This is a genomic window from Streptococcus equinus, assembly GCF_049393735.1.
GTDB classification, from domain to species: Bacteria; Bacillota; Bacilli; order Lactobacillales; family Streptococcaceae; genus Streptococcus; species Streptococcus equinus_G.
Map to the genome: position 1 here is coordinate 1,033,949 of NZ_CP185946.1, position 21,509 is coordinate 1,055,457.

The following is a 21,509-nucleotide window of genomic DNA, read 5'->3' on the forward strand; positions in this document are numbered from 1 at the left end:
ATAGCATTCAAATAAATCACGAAAAAATCTGAGATAATCAATCTCAGATTTCTTAATTTTGATATTGTTGATTTTTTAATCAACTTCACCACTCTCTACGACCAAGTCATCTGCTTTTGCAGCATCGCCGTAAACTGGGGCTAATGTCTTGTCGTAGTCTTCGTGGAAGAAGTTTTCATCGCCTAATGTTTTAATTTCATCATTAATCCAATCAAGAAGCTCAGTATTTCCTTTTTGAACTGCTGGGGCAATGGTATCTGTGTCACCCAAACTTGTAATGCCAACTTCGTAACCTTTATTTTCCAAAGCCCATGCTAGTACTTCAGTATTGTCAGTTGATAGTGCGTCACCTCGACCATCTAACAATGCTTGATAAGCCTCGCTGTATTGGTCAAATTTTAAAAGATTTACTTTTGGATAATGTTTTTCAAAGTATGTTTCAGCTGTTGTTCCTTTGCCAACGATCAAAGTTTTTCCTTCTAAAGCATCAACGTCAGAAATTAATTGACTACTTGGCGATACGACACCTAACGCCACTTTCATGTATGGCAAAGCAAAATCAACTTGTTTTGCACGTTCATCAGTCACTGTAAAGTTGGCAAGAATAATATCAACTTTAGCTGATGTCAAATACTCAACACGACTTGCTGGGTCTACTGAAACATATTTAACTTTAACACCCAAATCTTTTGCTAAGCGGTTTGCAAAATAAACATCATATCCTTGGTATTTTCCTTTGTCATCAACATAACCAAACGGTTTTTTATCTGAGAAAACTCCAATTTTAATGGTACCGCTCTTCTTAATTGCATCAAGAGAGCGAGCTTTGGCTGTTGACGTAGCTGAAGATGAAGTTTTAGTTGTTGAGGATTTTGAAGTTGAGCATCCTGCAGCAAAAACAATTAATAAAAGACTAACAATCGCTAAAAAACGTTTTACAATTTTCATACATAACTCCTTAAAATTTTATTACCTATTAACCAACTGTTGAAAAATCAAAGACATTCAAGAAATCATGAGCACGTTGAGATTTTGGTTGACTGAAAAATAATCTCGCATCACTTTCTTCTACAATTTGTCCCTTTTCAAGAAAAATCACACGATCTGCTATCGCTTTTGCAAACTGTAGCTCATGCGTCACAATAATCATTGTCCTACCTTCGTGTGCAAGTTCCCCAATCAGCTCTAAAACTTCTCTGACCATTTCAGGGTCAAGTGACGCTGTAACTTCATCAAATAGAAGCACTTCAGGATGTAAAAGTAAACTTCTTACAATAGCAACCCTTTGCATCTGACCACCAGATAACTCGTGCGGATAGCTATTTTCTTTTTCTTCTAAACCAACACGCTTAAGTAGTTTTAAAGCTTCAGTTTTCACTTCCTCTACCGACCTTTTTTGAACCTTTACTGGTGCTAATAAAAGATTTTTCAAAACTGTTAAGTGCGGGAAAAGGTCGTAGGATTGAAATACCATTCCGATTTTTTGGCGAACAAGAGGAAGACTTTTAGAATCTTTCAAAATTTCCTCGCCTTCAAGTTCAATACTTCCTGCTTGAATTGGTTCCAAGCCATTTATACAACGAAGTAATGTTGATTTTCCACAACCTGACGGACCCAGAATGACCAAAACTTCTCCTTCATCAACAGAAAATGAGACCTGATTGAGAATCTTTTGCTCACCGTAAGATTTTTCAATATCTTTAAGCTTCAAAATTGTTGTCAAATGATTCACTCCTTCCAACGTTTTTCCAAATAAACTGACAATCTCGAGATTGGAAAACAAACAGCAAAATACATCATAAATATTAAGCCATAAATCCAAATTGCGGTGCTAGGTACCGTCAAACGATTAGCCTCAATAATCTCTTGACCAACTTTTACCACTTCAACAACACCAATTAAAACAATTAACGACGTTGTTTTAATCATTCGTGTCATTAGGTTAACCGCTTGAGGTAATAGTTGACGCAAAATTTGTGGCATAACAACGTAAATGAATAACTGTCGATTGTTTAATCCCAGAGCAAGACCACTTTCAATTTGGTGTTTTGGTAGTGATGTCAACGCTCCGCGAACAAGATCTCCCATCTCAGCTGTCCCCCACATTGAAAAGACAATAGGTGCTGCTACTTCGCCAGATAAATTGAGATTAAAAGTTCTAGCTAAACCAAAATAAACAAGAAAGAGCAAGACTAATTGTGGCATGATTCGAATGAATTCTAGATAGATTTGTGAAATAAAGCGAATCACTCTAAAGCGTGAAATCATTATAAGACCAAACAAGAATCCTAAAACCACTGAAATAAGAATAGACACTAAGGAAATATTAATCGTAACTAGTAGTCCTTTAAGGAGTCGCAAAAAATTATTTCCCTGAAACAGCACCTGGAGTCCTGAAACCTGCATGATGCAACCTCCTTTCTAGTACCCTTGCCAATGTCGAAATCGGTAGAAGAACAATCAAGTAAGCAACTACCAACATTAACAACGCCTCATCAGTCTCATAATACAGTCCAATCAAATCCTTAGCTACATACATCAAATCAGCAAGTGCAACAATTGAAAAGACAGACGTCTCTTTGACAAGAAAGATGATATTAGCAACCAACGACGGAAGTGCAACTGCGATTGCTTGAGGAAGGATGACATAAAAAACATTCTGAAGATGTGATAGTCCGATACTCAAACCAACCTCGTACTGTCTTTTGGACACTGCTTCCAAACCTGAACGAAATGACTCCGCCATATAAGAACCACCTAAAAAGATTAAACCAACAATCGCACAAAGCTCCGATGGTAAAACCACTCCAACTTTAGGCAAACCATAATAGAGAAAATAAAGCTGTATCAAAAGCGGCGTGTTACGAGACAATTCAATATAAATCTGGCAAATTTGACTTAAAATCACTATATTGTAGTACTTAATCAAACTAATGAAAAAGCCTAAAATAATTGCTCCTAAAATGCCAAATAGAGCTAAACGGATCGTAAGCACCAAAGCTTGTTGATACAAGGGAATATTCTCATAAACAAAGCCCCAATCTAACATAATATCCCTCCAAACGTTATAAAGGTATTATAAAGAATTCTTCTATAGTCGTGTACTCTAAATATTTTATGCTGTGCCATAAGTATTTTTTATAGTACAACACTTAAAAAGAAGCTGAAATGTATCAGCCTCCTTTTGTTTAAGTAGTTAGTTCAGTTGATAAATCTAGTCATAATGTAACTTTGTACTTTTTCTTTTTCAATATTCTCATAAAATCCATCTATATCACCGGATCAATATTTAATTCTGGAATAATACGTGTCAAAAATTGTTTGGTACGTTCTTCTTTTGGTCGTGTGAAGAATTCTTTCGGTTCACCTTCTTCGATAATATGCCCACCTTCCATAAAAATGACATGCGTTGCGACATCACGCGCAAAGCTCATTTCGTGGGTAACTACCACCATTGTCACACCTTCTTTAGCGAGTTCTTTCATGACATCAAGAACATCACCGATTAATTCTGGATCAAGTGCAGACGTTGGTTCGTCAAAAAGAATCACCTCTGGTTTTACCGCAATAGCACGCGCGATTCCAATACGTTGTTGCTGACCACCTGATAATTGACTTGGGTAAAAATCTCTTTTTTCTAACAAGCCAACCTTTTTTAACGCACTCTCAGCAATCGGAATGGCTTCTTCTTTTGGAACTTTTCTCGCGATGACTAAACCTTCTAGGATATTTTCAAGCGCTGTTTTATTGGCAAATAAATTATAATTTTGAAAGACAAATGCTGTTTTTTTACGGATTTCAAGTACATCTTTACGGTTAATTTTTGCCAAGTCATATGTCTTTCCATCCAACTCTAACTGACCTGAATCAGCTGCTTCAAGGTAATTTAACGTTCTCAAAAAAGTTGTCTTCCCAGAGCCAGACGGTCCTAGAATGGCAACAACATCTCCTTTATTGACAGTCAAACTAATCCCATCTAAAACTTTCTTTTCTCCAAAGGATTTCTCAATATTTTTAACTGTTAGCATAACTCCTCCTATCTTTTCTCTCACCCAATCTGAGCTCGTCTTTCCAGCACTTTAAAAGCATATTGAACCACACCACAAATCACAATATAAATCACAAAAATAACAAAGTAGGATTCAAAATAATGATAACCATATGCTGCTTCAATCTTAGCAATCGCCGTTATATCTTTTACTGTCATTACAAAAACAAGAGAGGTACCTTTAACTAGATTAATGACAAGATTGCAAAGATTAGGAAGAGCTTGCTTAATGGCTTGTGGAAAAATAATCCTCAAATAAGCCTGATTTTTCGTAAGTCCTATAGCAAGTGCTGCTTCGAGTTGCCCTTTATTAACCGTCAACAGACTCGACCGAATAATCTCTGAAAGACTGCCTGTTGTCATAAGCCCGAAAATAACAAACGCGTAATAAATAGGATTGATGTCAAAAACGTTAAAACCAGAAGCTTTCAATACTTGATTAATCAAACTTGGAAACAGACTGTAAAAAAATAAAATTAACAAAATCGGCGGCGTTGAGCGAATAAAAGCAAGATAAACCACTGAAAATCCCGTAACACCTTTTACTTTGTGAATACGCCCCAATGCTAGAAAAAGTGCCGGAAAAAAGCTGATAAGAATTGAAACAATCATAATTCCTAAAGTGACCGGAATTCCTGCAAGAGCCTTGATAAACGTTTCTGAAATATAAGAAAAATCCATAATCTCCTCCTTAGCCCTTTTCGGTATTCAATTCATTTTCAGTCACATGTGCAATAAACGATAAGAAGAAGGCTAAAACCCAGTAAACAATAGCAACTGCCGTATAAGTTTCAAGAGAATAATTTCCCATATTTCTTGAAATGATGAGATTTCCTTCTCCCATTAAATCAACTAAACCAATCGTATAAGCAAGTGCAATATCTTTTAAAAGATTAATAATAGCCGTCACAATATTTGGAAGTGCAATTCGAAACGCCTGCGGTAAAAGAATTCTAATAAAGGTTTGATATTCTGTCAGACCAATGCTGAGTCCAGCCTCTAATTGTCCCTTAGGTAGAGCTTGATAAGATGACTTAAAAACTTCAGAAATGCTTGCACCAAACAGCAAAGTCATTGCCAAAATGACAAATACCGCACGAGACCAGCCATTCACATCGATGCCAAGCCACCATTCAATAAAACGAGGTAAACCATAAAACACAAGAAAAATGAGAACAATCGGTGGCGTACATCTCAAAATAAAAACATAACCTTTTGCGATTTGAGAAAAGCTAGCTTCTCTCGATATTTGTACATAAGCTAGTAAGAAACCTAATAAGCTCCCTAATAAAACAGTCACAACTAAAACCCAAAGAGTGAGAGGCAAAGCTGACAAGATTTCAGGAATAACTCTTATCACACGAGACGGTTCATAAGAAACCATAGGCACCTCCTAATCTGTTACATAGCTAAAGACATCTTCTCCAAAGTATTTTTCTGAAAGTTTTGCTATCGTACCGTCTTCCTGCAATTCTTTAACTGCCTTGTCATACTCTTTTGCAAATTCTTTGTTAGTTGAATTTTTGTGAATCAAAGGATAAGTTTCAATTCCCTTATATGGGAACCAAGTTAATTGATCAGCATATTGATGATAAGCACCATCTTCCTTTTGAACGGCTTCTTCAAATGATAATTTGATTGAGAAATAAGCATCATAACGACCTTCAAGAACCCAAGCATAGGCATCAGCAACAGAGAAGCTCTCTGACTCAGTCAATTCAATCTGATCTTTTGCTTTCTTATTGTATTCTTGAATCACATTGTACTGCGCATTTTGCGGGGAAATTGGCACTAACTTGCCACCGTCTTTTGCAAAAGAATCGATATCTTTATATTTAGATTCATCCTCTTTTCGAATAGCAAAGCCGATAATACTTGCACCAATAGCTTCATCAGGAATAATGAATTTTTGAGCACGTTCTTCAGTGTACCAAGCACCTTTAACACCAATGTCATATTTGCCAGATTCAAGTCCAATCAACAAATCTTCGTCACTTGTTCCAGTGTAATCGAATTTATAGTTTTTCAATTTTTCATCAACAGCTTTCAGTACCGCAACCTCAAAACCATCGCTATCACCTTTTTCGTTGATGAAATCATATGGAACATAGTTCTGCGTGTGAGCGACTTGCAAAGTTGTCACTTTTTCTGAGCTTTCTGATGAACTATCTGCACTTGCTGAATTTTTCCCTGTTAATTGACGTCCAACAACAGTTGCTGCAACAAGCGCCACAATGACACCTCCTGAAATAATCCATTTTTTCTTACTCATATAACTCTCCTTTTTCTTTTTACCTAAAACTTTCCTTGATTTCTGAAATTCTCCTAAAATCCGACAGCTTCTTTGAGAACAAGCTCATCTGCGACGGCTTCTTTGACCCAAGCAATACGTTCAGATGAAATGTCATTTGGTACCGTGCAATCAGCACCGATAACTACGCCTTCTCGACCTGTTTCATCGAGAATTTCTCTAACTTTATTTTGAATCGCTTCTTTGCTGCCTCGATAAAGCAAGTCATTTTCGGTATTTCTAAATCCGCCAAGAACTGTCTTCCCGCCAAATAACTCACGACCTTCTGATAAGCTAACACCTTCCAATTCAACAGCCCAATTAATCACATCAGCAGGATAATCAGTGTAGTAAGAAATGTCATTTGTCGCACCTTCGTAACCGCAAATGTGAAGAATATTTGTGCCATCTGAACTAATAGCTCGATTTAAAATATGAAGTTCACCCGGTTTAATAACATGGTCGTATTCCTTACGACTCAATCGTGAATCTTGCAAATTTTGCACGCTGAGATAAATGCCATCAACACCAGCTTCTTCAATCAGACGTTTAGTTAATAAGCCGATATCAAAGGCAATCACATCAAGAACTGTCTTAGTCAAGTCAGCATCTTCTTTGATAAAATCTTCAATAATCGTATCACCATTACCACCTTTTCCTGCGAGATGCCATTTGAGATAAGTCGCTGGGGCAAAAATATTATAAAAAGAGGCAATGTCTTCAGGAAAATCGTCACGGATTTTTTTAGCGAGTTCAATTTGTTTTTCAATCCATGGATGATGTTCACCGATTGATGTGATACCTTCGAGGTCTTTGATGGAAGTAATTCCTTCACGAATTTGTTCGTTTGGATAAGTGAAGAAACCATCACTCATGATTTTGACAAAATCAGGATTAACGTCAGCGACAAATTTTTTGTGACCAGCAATATTTTTATTAAAAATTTCTGGATTAAAACCATCACTTCGTTCCTCATCAGTTGTAAAGTGATACCAGAAGCCGACTGGAACCTTGTCAACTGATTCATTTTTAAATGCCTGTAAAACCCATTCTCTTTTTGTTGTCATAATGTCATCTCCTTTGCAATTGGTATGGCAATTATACTATCACGCTTTGGAAAACTTGAAAAATCTATTTTATTTATGCTCGGTCATAAAAAATAGCTATGCCATCAAGAAACGATAATGGCACAAAAAAGAAGCTGAGCATTTTTAGCTCAGCATCTTTACTCGTAAGGTAGATGTGTTAAATTTCTTAGACTATCTAAAAAAACAATATCTTCCTTTTCAATATGTGAAGAGATTTTATTAGTTTGATAGGCTTTGAAGGAAGAATATTTAAAAAATATTAGAAGAGATATGACAAGAACAATTGTAACAACGATTGAACTATTTCTTAAGCGCTTTTCTGTAAAGAGCATTAACACATCACCTCCGAGAAGCTTTCTAGGCTCATTGTAGCAAGCTTTCACACATTTGAAAAATCTTTATTTTTTATGGCTAGCCATAATATTGGTTAATAATTAGATTGATTTATCGCTAGCTATAGGATTTTTTTATCAAGACTTTAAATATTTTTATCAGAATATTGCTGATTTTTTAATTTAATTCAATTATAATAATATCAATTATTTCAAGAAGGGATGATGTTTTATGAATTTCCAACAATGTCGTTATGTCGAAGTCGTCGCTCGTGTGGGGTCTTTTAGTCAGGCTGCCAAGGAATTATATATGACTCAGCCCAACTTGTCATGCTCTATCAAGGATTTGGAAAATGAGCTTGGTGTTCAATTGTTTACTCGCTCAAACACGGGAACGCGTTTAACAGAGGACGGGCATGATTTTTTGAAATACGCCAAGCGTATCATTGGTGAACTAGATTTGCTGCAACAACGCTATCAAGACCAATTCAAAAAGAGCTTTACAGTTGCTTCTCACCATTATGACTTCTTATCAATTCCCCTTGCTAAAGTCGCCCAAGAATTCAAACATGATTATCAAGAATTTCAAACCATTGAAACAAGCACTAAAAAAATCTTAGACAGCGTAGCTTCTTTTGAAGCTGATTTGGGAATTATTTACTTAGATGATGAAAACAAGCATATTTTGAAATCAGCTCTGGAGCACCACGAACTTGAATTCACTTCACTAGGTGACTTTCCAACGAGAATTTTTCTTAGACGTGACCACCCTTTAGCAAGTAAAGGCGTCATTTCTGAAAGTGACTTGAAAGGCTATAACCAAATCCGTTTTCGTCAAGAACAGTCTGGCCTAAATTTTGATGAAGACGCACTTGAAATACACGATGAACAGCGTATTCTCTACAGCAATGACCGCGGGACTGTGATGAATTTGTTGTGTGCAACCGATGCTTACGCTTCTGGTCTTGGCATTGTTAATAGCTTTGTTCGAAATCAAATTGTTCTTATTCCTCTCAAAAATAGTCCAAAGCACACACTTGGTTATGTTACTAATAAGAAGAAAAAATTGGCGCCAATCAGCCAGAGTTTTATCAATGAAATCAAACTCAGCCTAGATGAATTCGCTGATCATAGTGGCATAATTTGAGACAAATTTTTTTACCATGAAAGCCTTTTATGCTAGAATCAAGAAAAAAAGGAGAATTAATATGGAATATAAAACTTTAAATAATGGTGTCGAAATTCCAAAACTTGGATTTGGTGTTTGGCAAATTTTCGACCAAGCTGAGTGTCAAAAATCTGTTGAAGATGCTCTTGAAGTCGGCTACCGTCTTATCGATACTGCTGCTCTTTACAAAAACGAAGAAGCCGTTGGTCAAGCTATCAAAGCTTCTGGTATCAAACGTGAAGATGTTTTCATCACAACAAAAGCGTGGATTAACCAGCTTGGCTACGATGAAACCAAAAAAGCATTTGAAACAAGTCTTAAAAAACTAGGGACAGATTATCTCGATCTTTATCTCATTCACCAACCTTATGGTGACACTCATGGTGCTTGGCGTGCAATGAGTGAACTTTACAAAGAAGGTCGTATTCGTGCCATTGGAGTGTCAAACTTCTCAACTGGGCGCGTGACTGACTTTGCAGTCAACACCGACATCGTTCCTGCACTAAATCAAATCGAACTTCACCCATACAAGCAACAAACCATTCTTCGTGCGACAAACCAAGAACTCGGTGTTGCTACCCAAGCTTGGAGTCCATTTAACCAAGGAAAAGATGATATTTTTAAAGATGCTACGCTAAATAGTATCGCTGAAAAATACGGCAAATCTGTCGCTCAAGTCATCCTTCGCTGGCAAATTCAAAACGACATTCTTACCATTCCAAAATCAGTTCACATCAACCGTATCAAAGAAAACTTTGACGTTTTTGATTTTGAACTTACCCAAAACGACCTTGATACCATCGCTAAACTTGACCGTTTTCCAAACAACTACGGACCAAACGAAACTCTCGAACAGGTCAAACGTTTATCAGGATTTAGTATTTAAGAGCTAAAAACCAGCTAGTTTAACTAGCTGGTTATTTTTATATGCTGACCACAAATGTAATAGTATCATCTTTATAGTTCACAGAGATATTTCCTTTAAAGAGTTTAACCATGGTTCGTGCCATAGAAAGTCCGATGCCATAGCCAGATTTCTGATTATTGTGCGACTCGTCTTCACGGTAAAAGCGTTCAAAAAATTTGCTGTAATCAACGTCTTTACCTTCGGCGTAAGTATTTGAAATTTCAAGTTTTGCTTTAGATAATCTTCCCTTACTCAAGACAACTGAAACTGTACCACCTGGGTCACAGTATTTATTGGCATTGTCGACGAGAAGCGTAACTAACTCAAACAAAGATTTTTCTTCAGCCTTGACGTGAATATTTGGCTGAATATCCATAACAAAATTCTTACCATCTTTGATAACTGGTCCTTTGAAATCTTCTGCAGCATCTTCTGCAATCTCTGAAAAATTCAAATCCGTTAATACAACTTCAGGTTGTTCTTCTAAACGCGCCATAGCAACCAAACCGTTAATCAGACCAGTCATGCGCTGAATCTGATCATTGGTACTTTTTGTCCATTCTGACTCACCATTCATCAGCTCAACAAGTTCATTATTAGCTGAAATGATGGCAAGAGGCGTCTTTAATTCGTGCCCCGCATTTGTGATGAAACGACGCTGTCTTTCATAATTTCTGATAAATGGCTTAATAACCTTACCAGAGACAATCGAAATCACCAAGACAAAGAAAACAAAACTAATTCCCGACATCCAAATTGATAAATGCACTAAAGTCATATTGTCGTTAAATTGATTGGTCGAGTCAAGAACAACGATTGATTTTACCCCCTTGTCCTCTGTCACCAAATAGGAATAGGTGTGGTGATTGAACGAAAAATCATCTCTTGTGTTTCTAGACTTGCTCACCTTAACAAGAAAATCTTCTACTTGCTGGTCAGACAAATCTGAAATATTACTTGAATTCATGGAGATAATATTGCCATTTTGGTTGATTTTCGCACTAAAATAACGGTATTGAAAGAGTGTATCTGTCGAAACGGTGTCACCAAGCTCACTTGTCGTCTTAGAAATACTTGGAAAACTACCTCCGTTATCTGCTAATAAATTCAAGATTTTATTAATCTCATCTACTGTCTGAACATGGCGTGCTGAATTTAAAACCCCAACAACCGAAAACAAGACAAGTAGAATCGCTAAAGATGCAATTGCAATAAACCGTATCCGAAGTTTCCGAAACATAAGCCACCTACAATTCTCTTAACTCGTAGTCTCCCATTTCCTCTCCTTCAATCACGAGATTTGCCCCAATAGCTTGAAGTTTCTGGCGAAGGTAGGAAACATATATAAAAACATAACCATTATCAATATCAGGGTCATCCTTATCTGTTGCCCATACGTGATTAAAAATTTGGTCGGTTGATAATTTTTTCCCTGGGTTCAACATGAAGAATTCAAGCATTTTTGCTTCTTTACCAGCTAATCGAATCGTGTTTTGGCTAGCAAGTTCCTGCTCACCGACATTTAAAGTAACACTACCCAGTTTTAAAATATTTGAAGTGAAAGCTGTATCTACACGACGTGACATTGAACGAAGTCGCGCGAGCAACTCCTTCAACGAAAAAGGTTTCGTAAGATAATCATCAGCTCCTGCATCAAGCCCCGTCACACGGTCATCAATTTCTGACATAGCTGTCAGCATAATGATATGAGCTTGATTGCCACTCTGGCGAATTTCCTGCACAGCCTCAATTCCAGACTTAATGGGCATCATGATATCCATGACCATAACGTCATATGCATTTTCATTTGCCTTATCAATCGCAGCTTGTCCATCATAAACGGAATCAACGTCATATCCTTCATGTGTCAACGCTGTTGTCAAAACACGATTCATCTGAACTTCATCTTCTGCAATCAAAACTTTCATCGCTCTCTCCTTAAGTTAATCACTTTCCTGAATCAAATTACGAATGGTTTGCATGGTTAAATCACACGATGCCAACTCATCTGCGCAGCGTTTTAACTCACGTACAATTCGTTTTGGGTCTTTGATGTCATGCTTGTATTTCATTTGATGTTCTAGGCTCGCCCAAGAATCCATAGCAATCGTGCGAAGCTGAATTTCAATGAAGTATGAGCCTTGCTCATTCCCAAGACAGTCAGGATATGGTGTCTCCACTTCTACAATCATGTGATATGAGCGGTAGCCATTTGGTTTAGCATTTTTGATGTAGTCTTTTTCAGCAACCACTTTGCAGTCATCAAATTGTCGAATAAGTTCAGCCAGAGTATAAATATCATCGACAAAGCCACAGACAATTCGAAGACCAATGCTGTCACGAATTTCTTTTAAAGCTGACTCAGTAGTCACTGGGAAATTTTTTCGTTGGCATTTTTCAACCATACTCTCAGGCGTCTTCACACGCGCCACAAAATGCTCAAATAACTTATATCCTGTCGCCTGCTTCGCCTCTTTATTTTTTTCTTGAATACGCTCGCTAAAATCTTCTAAAATCAAAGGAAGATACTCAGCATATTCTCCATAAATTGTATCTGTCATATTATTTCCTAACTAAGTGATATCTCAATTATAGCAAAATTCCTTAAAATAAAGATAAATCAAGCTATCAAGACAAATAAAAAGCCGGTCTAGCCAGCTTTTTCATTTTTAAATAATTCTTCAATCAAGTAGAAAAGTAGGTTAGCAAGTAAACTCAAACCAACTGCCAAAATAATACCCCAGAGGAGCTTAACTAGACTCATCGTTCGAAGTCCATCAAACAAAATAGTCCCAATTCCACCCGCATTAATTGTTGCACCAATAGTTGCTATAGCAATAATTGAATTAGTAGCCAAACGAAGTCCTGCAAAAATTGACGACTGCGCCAAAGGAAGCTGAATTTTCGTCAAAACTTGCCATTTTGTCATGCCCATACCTGTCGCAGCCTCAAGAATACTTGAATCAACATTCGTTAGTCCCGAAAGGAAATTTCGAACTAGTGTGTATTGTGCATATATCACAAGTGCTACAATCGCTGTTCTTTGTCCGAGCCCTATCAAAGGAATCAACAAGGTGAATAGAGCAAAACTTGGGATAGCGTACAAAAGTGACAAGATGTAAACAGAAGCCTGTCTAATTTTTGGATAAAAAAGCAAAAGCACTGTCACAAGTCCTGCAAATATTAAAGCAAAAACCAAAGATATAGATGTTAATTCAATGTGTTCAACCAAGGCTGTGATTAACTTATCAGACGAACCCTTAAAGTAATCAATCATAGCTTGCCTCCCACAATTGTTCTTGCTGCTTTGCCGTTTCGATTAATTTTCGAACAAAATCATTGCCTGGATTTTTGATAATATTTTCAGGAGTATCAAATTGACAAATTTTACCATTATCCATAATGATGACGCGAGTTCCCAATTTAAAAGCTTCGTAAATATCGTGAGTGATAAAAACAAAGGTCTTTTGATTAAGTTTTTGATGAATAGCTTGCAATTCTCCTTGCAAATCATTTCGCGTAATCGCATCAATGGCACCAAACGGCTCATCAAATAACATAACATCTGGGTCAGCTGCTAAAGCACGCGCTACTCCTATTCACTGTTGCTGTCCGCCAGACAATTCACTTGGGTAACGATTACCGTAATCAGCCATCGGCAATTGCACCAAGTCCAAAAGTTCTTTCACACGATTTTCAATTCGAGCCTTGTCCCAACCTAATAGCTTTGGAACCGTTGCAATATTTTCAGCAACTGTCATGTGTGGAAATAAACCAATTTGTTGGACAACATAGCCAATCTGGCGACAAAGACTAACAGAATCCATCTGCTCAATATCTTGCCCAGCAAAGAAAATCTTACCTGATGTTGGTTCAATCAGCTTGTTAATCATTTTTAACAAGGTTGTTTTGCCAGAACCTGAAGTCCCTAAGATTGTGATAAATTCACCACTTTTGATTTCCAAATTGATATCATCTACAACAGTCTTCTCACCATATGCTTTGCTCACTTGTTCAAATTGAATCATTGTTTTTTCTGACATATCTTCTTTTCTATTCTTCATTGCTAATGCTCTAAACCTTTAATACTTAAATCAAAAATCACCATACTAAGAAATGAAAGCAGAGCGACAGATCCGCCACCTATTACCAAAAGGTCGTATCGGTAAAGCCCTAATCCTGTAAAAATTAAAGTGCCAAGACCACCTGCTCCAATGTATGTCGCTAAAGTAGCGCTAGCAATTATTTCTACTAAAGCTAGTTTAATCCCATTTAAAAAATGCGGAAGGGCTAGTGGAAAGAGAACTTTTCTTACCAGTTGCGATTTTGTCATTCCAAGCCCCAAGGCTGTTTCTAATAAATCTTTCGAAACTGATGACAACCCAACAATAGCATTTAGCAAAATCGGCGGTATCCCTAAAATCACTAAGGCAATCAAGGCTGGCAAACGTCCGACCCCAATAAAAGGAATCAAAATAAATAAAATCCCCAAAAACTTGGAATAACACGTAGGCCTTGCGTCAAAAGCGTCGCGAATTGTTTTACCGAAGCATTCTCATACGAAAGATAAGCAAGTGGCAAAGCAATTACAACTCCAATCAGCAAGGCTTCAATACTAAGGCTCACATGCTGCCAAACATAACCTAAATAAGTTTCCCAATTTTTGGCGAAATAACTCGCTATATCATTAATCATCTTTTTCTACCTGATGGTTTTCTAAAAGCCCTCTTAAATTTTCTGTAAACATCGCTGTCGCTGACAATAAAACTTCTTGTTGTTCTTTGCTTAAAGCTGCCATTGCTTGCGCTTCAAAGTTCGATAAAGGTTCCAACAATTCTACAGCAAATTTTTCACCTTTTTCAGTCAAACGAACAATTTTTTTGCGTTACTAACCATATTTCCTCCTAATTTAAAACAATAACTTTTCCAAAAGCTTGCGAACTTTCAAGATAATCATGCGCAGCTTTTATATTTTCCAAATCAAAAACTTTCTCAGGACAAATATCGACATGTTCTTGTTCAATGTAGGTTAGCATCTCTTGAATCTTTTCTTGGGAAACATTTCCTGAATAAAAAGTTGTCAAATAAACATTGTTTTGCAATTCCATAATCGGGTCAAAGTCCTCTAAGTACCATTTTCTCCCAAGTTGACCGCAAGAGCAAACAATTCCGTTTTCTTCCAGATGCGCGATGCTATTTTTTATTGTCGCAGGTCCAACCAGCTCTAAAATTTTGGTAAATCTCAGGTCTGTTTTTAAAAAACCATTGTCATCAATCACAATATCATCAAACCCCACAGATAAAAGTTGTGCTTTTTTAGCAGCATTACGAACACTCGCATAAACCTTAACTTCAGGAAATTTAGCTTTCAGCAACTTTACAAATGCTGTGCCAACACCACTTGCCCCACCACGCACTAAAACGACATCATCAGAGTCAATCTTTAAATTTTTTAAGCACCAAAGGCGGTATAGTATGTCTCAGGAATTGTTGCTAAAGTCTTCCAGTCCAAATCTGTCGTCACAGGATAAATTTGCTCATTTGGCAAGAGAACATATTCAGCATATGAGCCATCAAAATCACGTCCCATTTCTCCCATAATCGAAATGATTTTCTGACCAACCGGCAAGTGTAAGGCATCTGTCGTCTCTTCAACGACTCCAACACATTCTATTCCCAAAATTCTTGGAAACTTAACACTTGGTGACAAGCCTTGTCTTGTAAAAATCTCAGAACGATTAATACCAAATCCCATGACTTTAACTAAAGACCAACCTGGTTTTACACTTGGTTTAGCCACTTGAGTCACTTCTAAAACGCTACTATCACCTGGTTTTCTAACAACAACAGCTTTCATGCTTCACCTTTCAAATCAGCTTTCTTTGTCTATATTATGTCATAGTCAGAAAAAATAGTCATTTTTTTGACTATTTTCAAACAAAATAAATGCCACTTTTACTTAAAAATTGATTGCGAGTCAAATAATCCCCACTACAATAAAAAAAGACAAGACTGATTATCTTGTCCTTCTTATACTAAATATTAAACTTAATACCAATATAGAAATTATTCAATTCTTTCCAAGGTTATAGTTATTTCGGTTCTAAAAGGAAAGTTATAAATGTATGTTGAATAAAATTTTATTTATAAAATTTTTGTAACCCTAGAATAGTCTAAATTATTTTCTGTATATGGTTTTTTTATTTCAGCCTTCTCACCCAGTGCCATCAAATTTAAAACAGTATAATCATCAGAAACATTAAGGAGTTCGCGTATTTCTTCATCTGATGTTTTTATTTTTCCCATTCGATTACGGATATGAACCCAGCAAGCTCCGACATTGAATTGCTCGGCGGCTAGCCACAAATACGAAGAAGCAATTGTTCCATCTTCAATCCAAAATTCAGATGAATTATTAACCATAACTACGATGACAGTATCTGCACCATTGATTTGAGAGCCACCGTTTGTCTTACAAGCACCTATTTTTAGAATTGTTTCTTTATCCCGAACAGCTATAAATTTCACTGTTTTCTTTCCAAAAGCGGTAGGTGCTGTCAAACCAACCTTAATGATTTCATCAATTATACTATCAGCAATTCTAGTTGAATGATATCTTCTAATCGCACGTCTTCGTCTTGTTAATTCAAATAGTTCATTTTTCATGAAAAATCCTTCTGTTAACTATTATGATATTTTTTCAGTAAAAAAATCGCTTAATGCTTCTACTGCTTGACTAACATATTCTGGTTTATCATAAAGTTCCATATGATTTGCACCATTAATAACAACCATTTTTTTGTCTTTTGAAGCTGCATTTTCAATTAATGTTTCACTAACCCATTTACTATCGGCGTTACTACCAACAATAGCAAGTAATGGTTGAGTCAAAAATACATCAGCTTTGAAAAAAGCATCATATGTTAATACTTGAGTGAAATTTCTAAATGTTGCATATCCAACTGCATTTGGATGTGCTCCACGAGGTGTGCAATAATATTCCCAGGCTTGGCGCATCTCTTCGCTCGGAGCATCTTCTTCTTTTAGCGGAATTAACGGAATTGTTTGATTAATATTTTTTAAACGGTCTTCAGTTCGTGCATTTGATGCTGCTTCTAATAAAGATAACGCTGCGTCATCACTTTGATTATTTGTCCAACCATTACGCATCATAGCTCCAAAATTAGCTGCACTTACTGTAGCTACTGCTTTTAAACGTCTATCATTTATAGCAGCATTAACAGTATAACCTCCGCCAGCACAAATACCAACAGCTCCAATTCTACTAGAATCAACATAATTTAAAGTTATTAAATAGTCAACGACTGCGCTAATATCTTCAACACGAACATAAGGATTTTCTAATTGTCGTGGAAGCCCTGAGCTTTCACCTTGATAGCTCGCATCAAAAGCAATTGTCACAAAACCAGCTTTAGCTAAGTGTTGAGCATAAAGACCACTTGTTTGTTCTTTAACACCACCAGCAGGGTGGGTAACAATAATAGTTGGATAAGTTTTAGTCTCATCAAACTCCGGTGGAAAATATAAATTTGCTACCATTGTAATTCCTTGTCCATTATAATTAAAAAAACTAACTTTCTTCATCTTTTTCCTTTCTAAATCTATTTAATAAAAAACTTATCATAAAATTAACTATAACAAAGAGTAATTATTGATACTTGCTTTAGGTATCACAATTCTTTTTAGTGCTGATTTTTGATAACAACAGTTTAATAAAGTTTATCAATTGCTATATAGTCGATTTTTTCAAAGTAAGGTGCCAATGGTAATTCTGACATTTTTGTCTTTGCTTCTTCAAGCGTCTTTGCTCTCATCACTAAAATACCACCACCTAGTTTGTTATCTTTGACACGAGCAAACAGATTTTCAATTAATCCTTCTTCATGCCAACTATTTGACATTACATACTCTGCTTCCATTACCTCTTGGTTAATTTCTACATCTTTTAGCTGTGTAGATATTAAGAATGCATTGATTTCAACTGGCTTTTCCGACATTTCTTTAGCGTTATTAGTCATTTTATCCCCTCCTTTTCTTGTACTCTTTGTTACATAAAAAAGTATATGTTATAATCTATCATAAGTAAAATACATTTTTTTAGATGAGGTGATAACTATATGGTTATGTATAATAATTTAAAAATATTTACTATAGTTGCCAAACATAAGAGTATAACTAAGGCAGCTAAAGAGCTTTTTGTATCGCAGCCCGCAGTTAGTAAGGCTATAAAAAATCTTGAAGACGAATTACAAGTTAAACTATTTCAACGTGATAAACGAAATGGACTCTATCTAACCAATGTCGGTGAAAAAATTCTACTACTTGCACGACAAATGGAAGAATTTGAAAATAAGATTTTTCAAACAGCTTATTCAGAAAACAATTTGTTAAGTGGACAAATAAAAATTGCCTCTATTCCAATCATTACAACTATGATATTGGTTCCCATTTTTAAAATTTTTAAAGAAAAATATCCATTTGTTAATATTGAATTAATGGAAGGAACTACTGCTGAAGTTAGGGAAGCCATCTTAGAACATCGCGTTGATTTTGGATTATCTACATCACCTTTTCAAGATTTAGAAGTAAAATTTTTATTGACTGATAAAATGTGTGCCATTAGCAAGCAAAAACGTTCCCATGAAATAAATCTTTATAATGAACCTGCTGAAAATTTAATTTTTTGCCAAGCAGGTCAAGAAACCGCAATGGAAATTCTTCATTCACATAAGATTGATTTCAGCAAGAGCTTCATCGTAAAACAACCAGAAACAGCGGTAAAATTCGTTGAGGAGAACTATGGTTTAGGGGTTATTTCTGAATTTGTTTTATCTTCCATTTCTACAAAAAATATTTATCAAATTGATATTACTCCAAAAATTGAAATTGAATTGGGAATAGTTGCTACAGATTTTTCAACTTTAAGTCCTAGCGCTTCGAAAATGGTAGAAATGATAGTTGAAAACCTCAAAAAAAGTAAAATTTAGTCTTTTTCTATAGATTTTGTTACAAATAATAACTAATTTGAATACAAAAAACTCTAAGCAGGTTTCACCTGCTAACTCATGACAGAAAAAGAATCACCGACTATAATTAAGGTGAACAATACAAATCCGTGGTGTTTAATAGGGCTTTGCCTAGCCTGTACAAAAAAACTGGATGAACAAGGGTCGTGAGATAACTCGAATACGTCTTGAACGTGAAAATAAAATTTACTAACAACCTCTTGTTCTATTGTTCAATGATAGAATCGGAGGTTGTTATTATGGAAGTTATGATTGAAACATGCTGTGGTATTGATGTTCATCAAAAGTCTATTGTCCGCTGTATCTTAGATGGTCCACTAGACACTAACAAGCCTAAGAAGATTCAAAAGAAATTCGGAACAACAACTGTGGCACTTCAAAATGCTTTAGCTTGGTTAAAAGAAAATCATGTAACTCACGTCTTCTTTGAAAGTACCGGTCAATATTGGTTGCCACTTTTCAATATTTTTTCAGATTCAGATTTAGTACTTGTACTCGCCAATCCCCAACACATCAAAAATGTTCCTGGACGTAAAACTGATATGAAAGACGCGGAATGGATTGCACAACTTGGAAGATGTGGACTTATCGAACCTTCTTACATACCAAGTCCTGAAGTAATGCAATTACGTTTATTAACTCGTCGACTACGTTCTTACAAACAACGCCAAACCCAAGTTAAAAATGAAATTCATAATCTTTTACAACGTGCTAATATTAAATTAACGAGCTATCTTTCAGATGTTTTCTCTAAAACAGGACAAGCCCTTTTAACTCTTTTCATCAATGGAGAAGCTATTGATTCTGAAAGTGTAGCTTCTTGCATTCATAGACGTATAAAAGCTAGTCCAGAAGAGTTAGTGGAAGCTATGAATGGAAAGTTATCACTAGAAGACCGTTTTCTTATTAGCCAAAGTTTAGAAGAATATCAAATGTATCAAAATCTAATTGAAACATTAGAGAGTGAAATCAAGGATTATATTAAAAAGGAGTTTCCCTGAAGAATACAGAATACTTCAGACTATTCCAGGGATTAATGAAAACTGTGCAGCTACTGTTTTAGCAGAAATTGGACCTAATAATCAGATGGACATTTAGCATCTTGGGCTGGATTATGTCCGGGTTCGTATGAAAGTGCAGGAATTAAAAAATCATCTCATATTACTCAAGGAAATCGCTATCTCAAACATGCTCTAACAATGTCGGGATTGATTGCGGCACACTCTAAAGATACGACTTTTTCATCACTTTACTATAGAATTTCCCAAAGAGGAAGTAAGATGAAAGCGGTAATTGCATGTGCGCATAAGATTCTCAGGATTATTTATAAACTACTCGCTACTCACCAATCTTACCAAAATGAAAAGGCGTTAGAACCGAGGCAACAGTTCTAACACCTAAAAAACAAAAAATTTCAATTAAAGTATAACACAGGTAACGATTTTTTGCGCTTTTTAAGCCGTTTTTTTTTTACAAATAAAAAGCCCAGGAGTATAAAAGTACTCCTGGACTTTAAACCCTCTTATTTTTCTAATTCAACTCGTTTTTTATACCAATTTCCCCAATCATGCATACTCATCACAATTGGTTTTAAACTTAATCCAAGATCAGTTAGTGAATACTCAACACGAGGTGGAACTTCTGCGTAAACCTCACGATGGACTACACCATTTGATTCCATGGCTCGCAACTGCTGAGTTAAGACTTTTTGACTGATGGGCGCTAAGGATTTTTTTAATTCCCCAAATCGTTTGGTTCCTGTAAACAAATCTCGTAATATAAGAACGACCCATTTATTACTTACTAAAGTTAATGTAGTTTCAACAGGACATTCTGGCAGTTCTTTTTTCATTTGTCACCTCAAAAAAATTTATTTCCCACAATGGTTGATTTTAGGTATTTGGTACCTTTTGGTAACTATGGCACTTTAAAGTGCGTACTTCCTTTTCAGAATATGTGGGATTATTATATAACCATAGCTTGAAAAATACAAGCTAAATTTTATTAAAAGGTGGTCTATAATATGACTAATATTTCAATTTTTGGTAAAGGCAATATGGCACAAGCTTTGAAAGCACGATACGAAGAAGCAGGGAATACTGTCACACTTATCGGACATGAAGCTGACGCTGTTTTAGGTGAAATGGTTATCCTAGCTGTTCCTTATCCTGCAGTAGATGATATTCTTTCAAAATATGCTAACGCACTAAATGGTAAAATCGTAGTTGATATTACTAACCCACTTGATTTCAATACGTTTGACAGTTTGGTTGTTCCAGCTAATAGCTCTGCTGCTGCAGAAATCGCAAAAAAAGTCCCTGGTACCAAAGTTCTTAAAGCGTTCAATACAAACTTTGCTGCAAGTTTGACAACTAAAAAAGTTGCCGATTCTGTCCAAACAACTGTTCTTGTTGCTGGTGATGACGAAGATGCTAAAAAAACTTTCACTGCTGCGCTTTCTGGCTCTGGTCTCAACGTTCTTGACACTGGTTCACTCAAACGTGCACGTGAATTAGAATCACTTGGTTTTCTTCAACTTGTCCTTGCTGTTCAAGAAAAAATTTCTTGGACTGGTGGCTTTGGTTTGTATAAATAACATCATAAAAAGACAAGGACTAACTCCTTGCCT

General features: G+C 36.1%; 23 protein-coding genes and 4 pseudogenes. 6 read left to right on the top strand and 21 right to left on the bottom strand.

The annotated features are described in order from the left end of the window. Nucleotides 1-75: 75 nt before the first annotated feature. From ACNTMY_RS05145 to ACNTMY_RS05185, 9 genes are all read right to left on the bottom strand, one after another. Entirely contained in the window at nucleotides 76-948 is an 873-nt protein-coding gene (locus tag ACNTMY_RS05145) for a cysteine ABC transporter substrate-binding protein (protein WP_423215641.1), read from the bottom strand. Nucleotides 949-976: 28 nt separating this feature from the next. After that, nucleotides 977-1,732, bottom strand: a complete 756-nt coding sequence (locus ACNTMY_RS05150) for an amino acid ABC transporter ATP-binding protein (RefSeq protein ID WP_423216863.1) — start codon at nucleotides 1,730-1,732, stop codon at nucleotides 977-979. Then, nucleotides 1,729-2,406, bottom strand: coding sequence for an amino acid ABC transporter permease (locus ACNTMY_RS05155; RefSeq protein ID WP_423215642.1), 678 nt, complete (start codon nucleotides 2,404-2,406; stop codon nucleotides 1,729-1,731). The genes ACNTMY_RS05150 and ACNTMY_RS05155 overlap by 4 nt, the downstream gene beginning before the upstream one ends. Continuing rightward, nucleotides 2,366-3,049 (bottom strand): amino acid ABC transporter permease, encoded by a 684-nt coding sequence (locus ACNTMY_RS05160; protein ID WP_423215643.1) that lies wholly within the window; start codon nucleotides 3,047-3,049, stop codon nucleotides 2,366-2,368. Before ACNTMY_RS05160 ends, ACNTMY_RS05155 begins: the two co-directional genes overlap by 41 nt. A 220-nt stretch (nucleotides 3,050-3,269) precedes the next feature. After that, nucleotides 3,270-4,028: an amino acid ABC transporter ATP-binding protein gene (locus ACNTMY_RS05165; RefSeq protein ID WP_423215644.1), complete on the bottom strand. Its 759-nt coding sequence runs from the start codon at nucleotides 4,026-4,028 to the stop codon at nucleotides 3,270-3,272. Between the two features lie 20 nt (nucleotides 4,029-4,048). Continuing rightward, a complete protein-coding gene (locus ACNTMY_RS05170; protein ID WP_423215645.1) occupies nucleotides 4,049-4,729 on the bottom strand; it encodes an amino acid ABC transporter permease in 681 nt (226 codons plus the stop codon). A gap of 10 nt (nucleotides 4,730-4,739) precedes the next feature. Beyond that, nucleotides 4,740-5,432 (bottom strand): amino acid ABC transporter permease, encoded by a 693-nt coding sequence (locus tag ACNTMY_RS05175; protein WP_045797838.1) that lies wholly within the window; start codon nucleotides 5,430-5,432, stop codon nucleotides 4,740-4,742. A gap of 9 nt (nucleotides 5,433-5,441) precedes the next feature. Next, nucleotides 5,442-6,320: a transporter substrate-binding domain-containing protein gene (locus ACNTMY_RS05180; protein WP_423215646.1), complete on the bottom strand. Its 879-nt coding sequence runs from the start codon at nucleotides 6,318-6,320 to the stop codon at nucleotides 5,442-5,444. A 53-nt stretch (nucleotides 6,321-6,373) separates the two neighbouring features. After that, nucleotides 6,374-7,405: a uroporphyrinogen decarboxylase family protein gene (locus ACNTMY_RS05185; protein ID WP_423215647.1), complete on the bottom strand. Its 1,032-nt coding sequence runs from the start codon at nucleotides 7,403-7,405 to the stop codon at nucleotides 6,374-6,376. A 585-nt stretch (nucleotides 7,406-7,990) separates the two neighbouring features. Between ACNTMY_RS05185 and ACNTMY_RS05190 the strand changes: the two genes are divergently transcribed. Both ACNTMY_RS05190 and ACNTMY_RS05195 read left to right on the top strand, forming a co-directional pair. Further along, nucleotides 7,991-8,905 carry a LysR family transcriptional regulator gene (locus tag ACNTMY_RS05190; protein ID WP_423215648.1) on the top strand — a complete coding sequence of 305 codons (915 nt, stop codon included), beginning with the start codon at nucleotides 7,991-7,993 and terminating at the stop codon, nucleotides 8,903-8,905. A gap of 61 nt (nucleotides 8,906-8,966) precedes the next feature. Continuing rightward, complete coding sequence (locus tag ACNTMY_RS05195) at nucleotides 8,967-9,812, top strand: aldo/keto reductase (RefSeq protein WP_134775329.1); 846 nt, start codon at nucleotides 8,967-8,969, stop codon at nucleotides 9,810-9,812. Nucleotides 9,813-9,849: 37 nt separating this feature from the next. Here ACNTMY_RS05195 and ACNTMY_RS05200 read toward each other — a convergent pair whose 3' ends face one another. From ACNTMY_RS05200 to ACNTMY_RS05250, 11 genes and pseudogenes are all read right to left on the bottom strand, one after another. Next, nucleotides 9,850-11,073 (bottom strand): ATP-binding protein, encoded by a 1,224-nt coding sequence (locus tag ACNTMY_RS05200; RefSeq protein ID WP_423215649.1) that lies wholly within the window; start codon nucleotides 11,071-11,073, stop codon nucleotides 9,850-9,852. A gap of 7 nt (nucleotides 11,074-11,080) precedes the next feature. Next, on the bottom strand, nucleotides 11,081-11,761 hold the full coding sequence (locus tag ACNTMY_RS05205) for a response regulator transcription factor (protein WP_024343969.1): 681 nt from the start codon (nucleotides 11,759-11,761) through the stop codon (nucleotides 11,081-11,083). A 15-nt stretch (nucleotides 11,762-11,776) separates the two neighbouring features. Beyond that, nucleotides 11,777-12,394, bottom strand: coding sequence for a GTP pyrophosphokinase (locus tag ACNTMY_RS05210; RefSeq protein ID WP_134775331.1), 618 nt, complete (start codon nucleotides 12,392-12,394; stop codon nucleotides 11,777-11,779). Nucleotides 12,395-12,483: 89 nt separating this feature from the next. After that, a complete protein-coding gene (locus tag ACNTMY_RS05215) occupies nucleotides 12,484-13,110 on the bottom strand; it encodes an ABC transporter permease (protein WP_423215650.1) in 627 nt (208 codons plus the stop codon). Continuing rightward, nucleotides 13,103-13,861 (bottom strand): annotated as a pseudogene (locus tag ACNTMY_RS05220) (ABC transporter ATP-binding protein). The gene ACNTMY_RS05215 and the pseudogene ACNTMY_RS05220 overlap by 8 nt, the downstream one beginning before the upstream one ends. Before the next feature lie 38 nt (nucleotides 13,862-13,899). Next, nucleotides 13,900-14,528, bottom strand: a pseudogene (locus ACNTMY_RS05225) (ABC transporter permease). Beyond that, nucleotides 14,521-14,700, bottom strand: a complete 180-nt coding sequence (locus tag ACNTMY_RS05230; protein ID WP_423215651.1) for a hypothetical protein — start codon at nucleotides 14,698-14,700, stop codon at nucleotides 14,521-14,523. Before ACNTMY_RS05230 ends, ACNTMY_RS05225 begins: the two are co-directional and overlap by 8 nt. 37 nt (nucleotides 14,701-14,737) lie before the next feature. Beyond that, nucleotides 14,738-15,690, bottom strand: a pseudogene (locus ACNTMY_RS05235) (zinc-binding dehydrogenase). A 287-nt stretch (nucleotides 15,691-15,977) separates the two neighbouring features. Further along, nucleotides 15,978-16,499: a nitroreductase family protein gene (locus ACNTMY_RS05240; RefSeq protein ID WP_423214734.1), complete on the bottom strand. Its 522-nt coding sequence runs from the start codon at nucleotides 16,497-16,499 to the stop codon at nucleotides 15,978-15,980. A gap of 21 nt (nucleotides 16,500-16,520) precedes the next feature. Beyond that, on the bottom strand, nucleotides 16,521-17,438 hold the full coding sequence (locus tag ACNTMY_RS05245) for an alpha/beta hydrolase (RefSeq protein WP_420543253.1): 918 nt from the start codon (nucleotides 17,436-17,438) through the stop codon (nucleotides 16,521-16,523). A gap of 125 nt (nucleotides 17,439-17,563) precedes the next feature. Then, a complete protein-coding gene (locus tag ACNTMY_RS05250) occupies nucleotides 17,564-17,872 on the bottom strand; it encodes a hypothetical protein (RefSeq protein ID WP_420543254.1) in 309 nt (102 codons plus the stop codon). 99 nt (nucleotides 17,873-17,971) lie between these two features. Here ACNTMY_RS05250 and ACNTMY_RS05255 point away from each other — a divergent pair, with 99 nt between their 5' ends. The 3 genes and pseudogenes from ACNTMY_RS05255 to ACNTMY_RS05265 all read left to right on the top strand — a co-directional run. Next, nucleotides 17,972-18,841, top strand: a complete 870-nt coding sequence (locus ACNTMY_RS05255) for a LysR family transcriptional regulator (protein WP_420543255.1) — start codon at nucleotides 17,972-17,974, stop codon at nucleotides 18,839-18,841. 254 nt (nucleotides 18,842-19,095) lie between these two features. Next, nucleotides 19,096-19,881 carry an IS110 family transposase gene (locus ACNTMY_RS05260; protein WP_423215652.1) on the top strand — a complete coding sequence of 262 codons (786 nt, stop codon included), beginning with the start codon at nucleotides 19,096-19,098 and terminating at the stop codon, nucleotides 19,879-19,881. Nucleotides 19,882-19,980: 99 nt separating this feature from the next. Beyond that, a pseudogene (locus ACNTMY_RS05265) lies at nucleotides 19,981-20,274 on the top strand (transposase); the annotation flags it as partial. Nucleotides 20,275-20,402: 128 nt separating this feature from the next. On the opposite strand, the gene ACNTMY_RS05270 reads toward ACNTMY_RS05265, so the two are convergent. Continuing rightward, the gene (locus ACNTMY_RS05270; protein ID WP_423215653.1) at nucleotides 20,403-20,732 is read right to left on the bottom strand and encodes a winged helix-turn-helix transcriptional regulator; all 330 of its coding nucleotides are present in this window, start codon (nucleotides 20,730-20,732) and stop codon (nucleotides 20,403-20,405) included. A gap of 171 nt (nucleotides 20,733-20,903) precedes the next feature. Between ACNTMY_RS05270 and ACNTMY_RS05275 the strand changes: the two genes are divergently transcribed. Then, nucleotides 20,904-21,476, top strand: a complete 573-nt coding sequence (locus ACNTMY_RS05275; protein WP_423215654.1) for an NADPH-dependent F420 reductase — start codon at nucleotides 20,904-20,906, stop codon at nucleotides 21,474-21,476. Nucleotides 21,477-21,509: the final 33 nt, after the last annotated feature.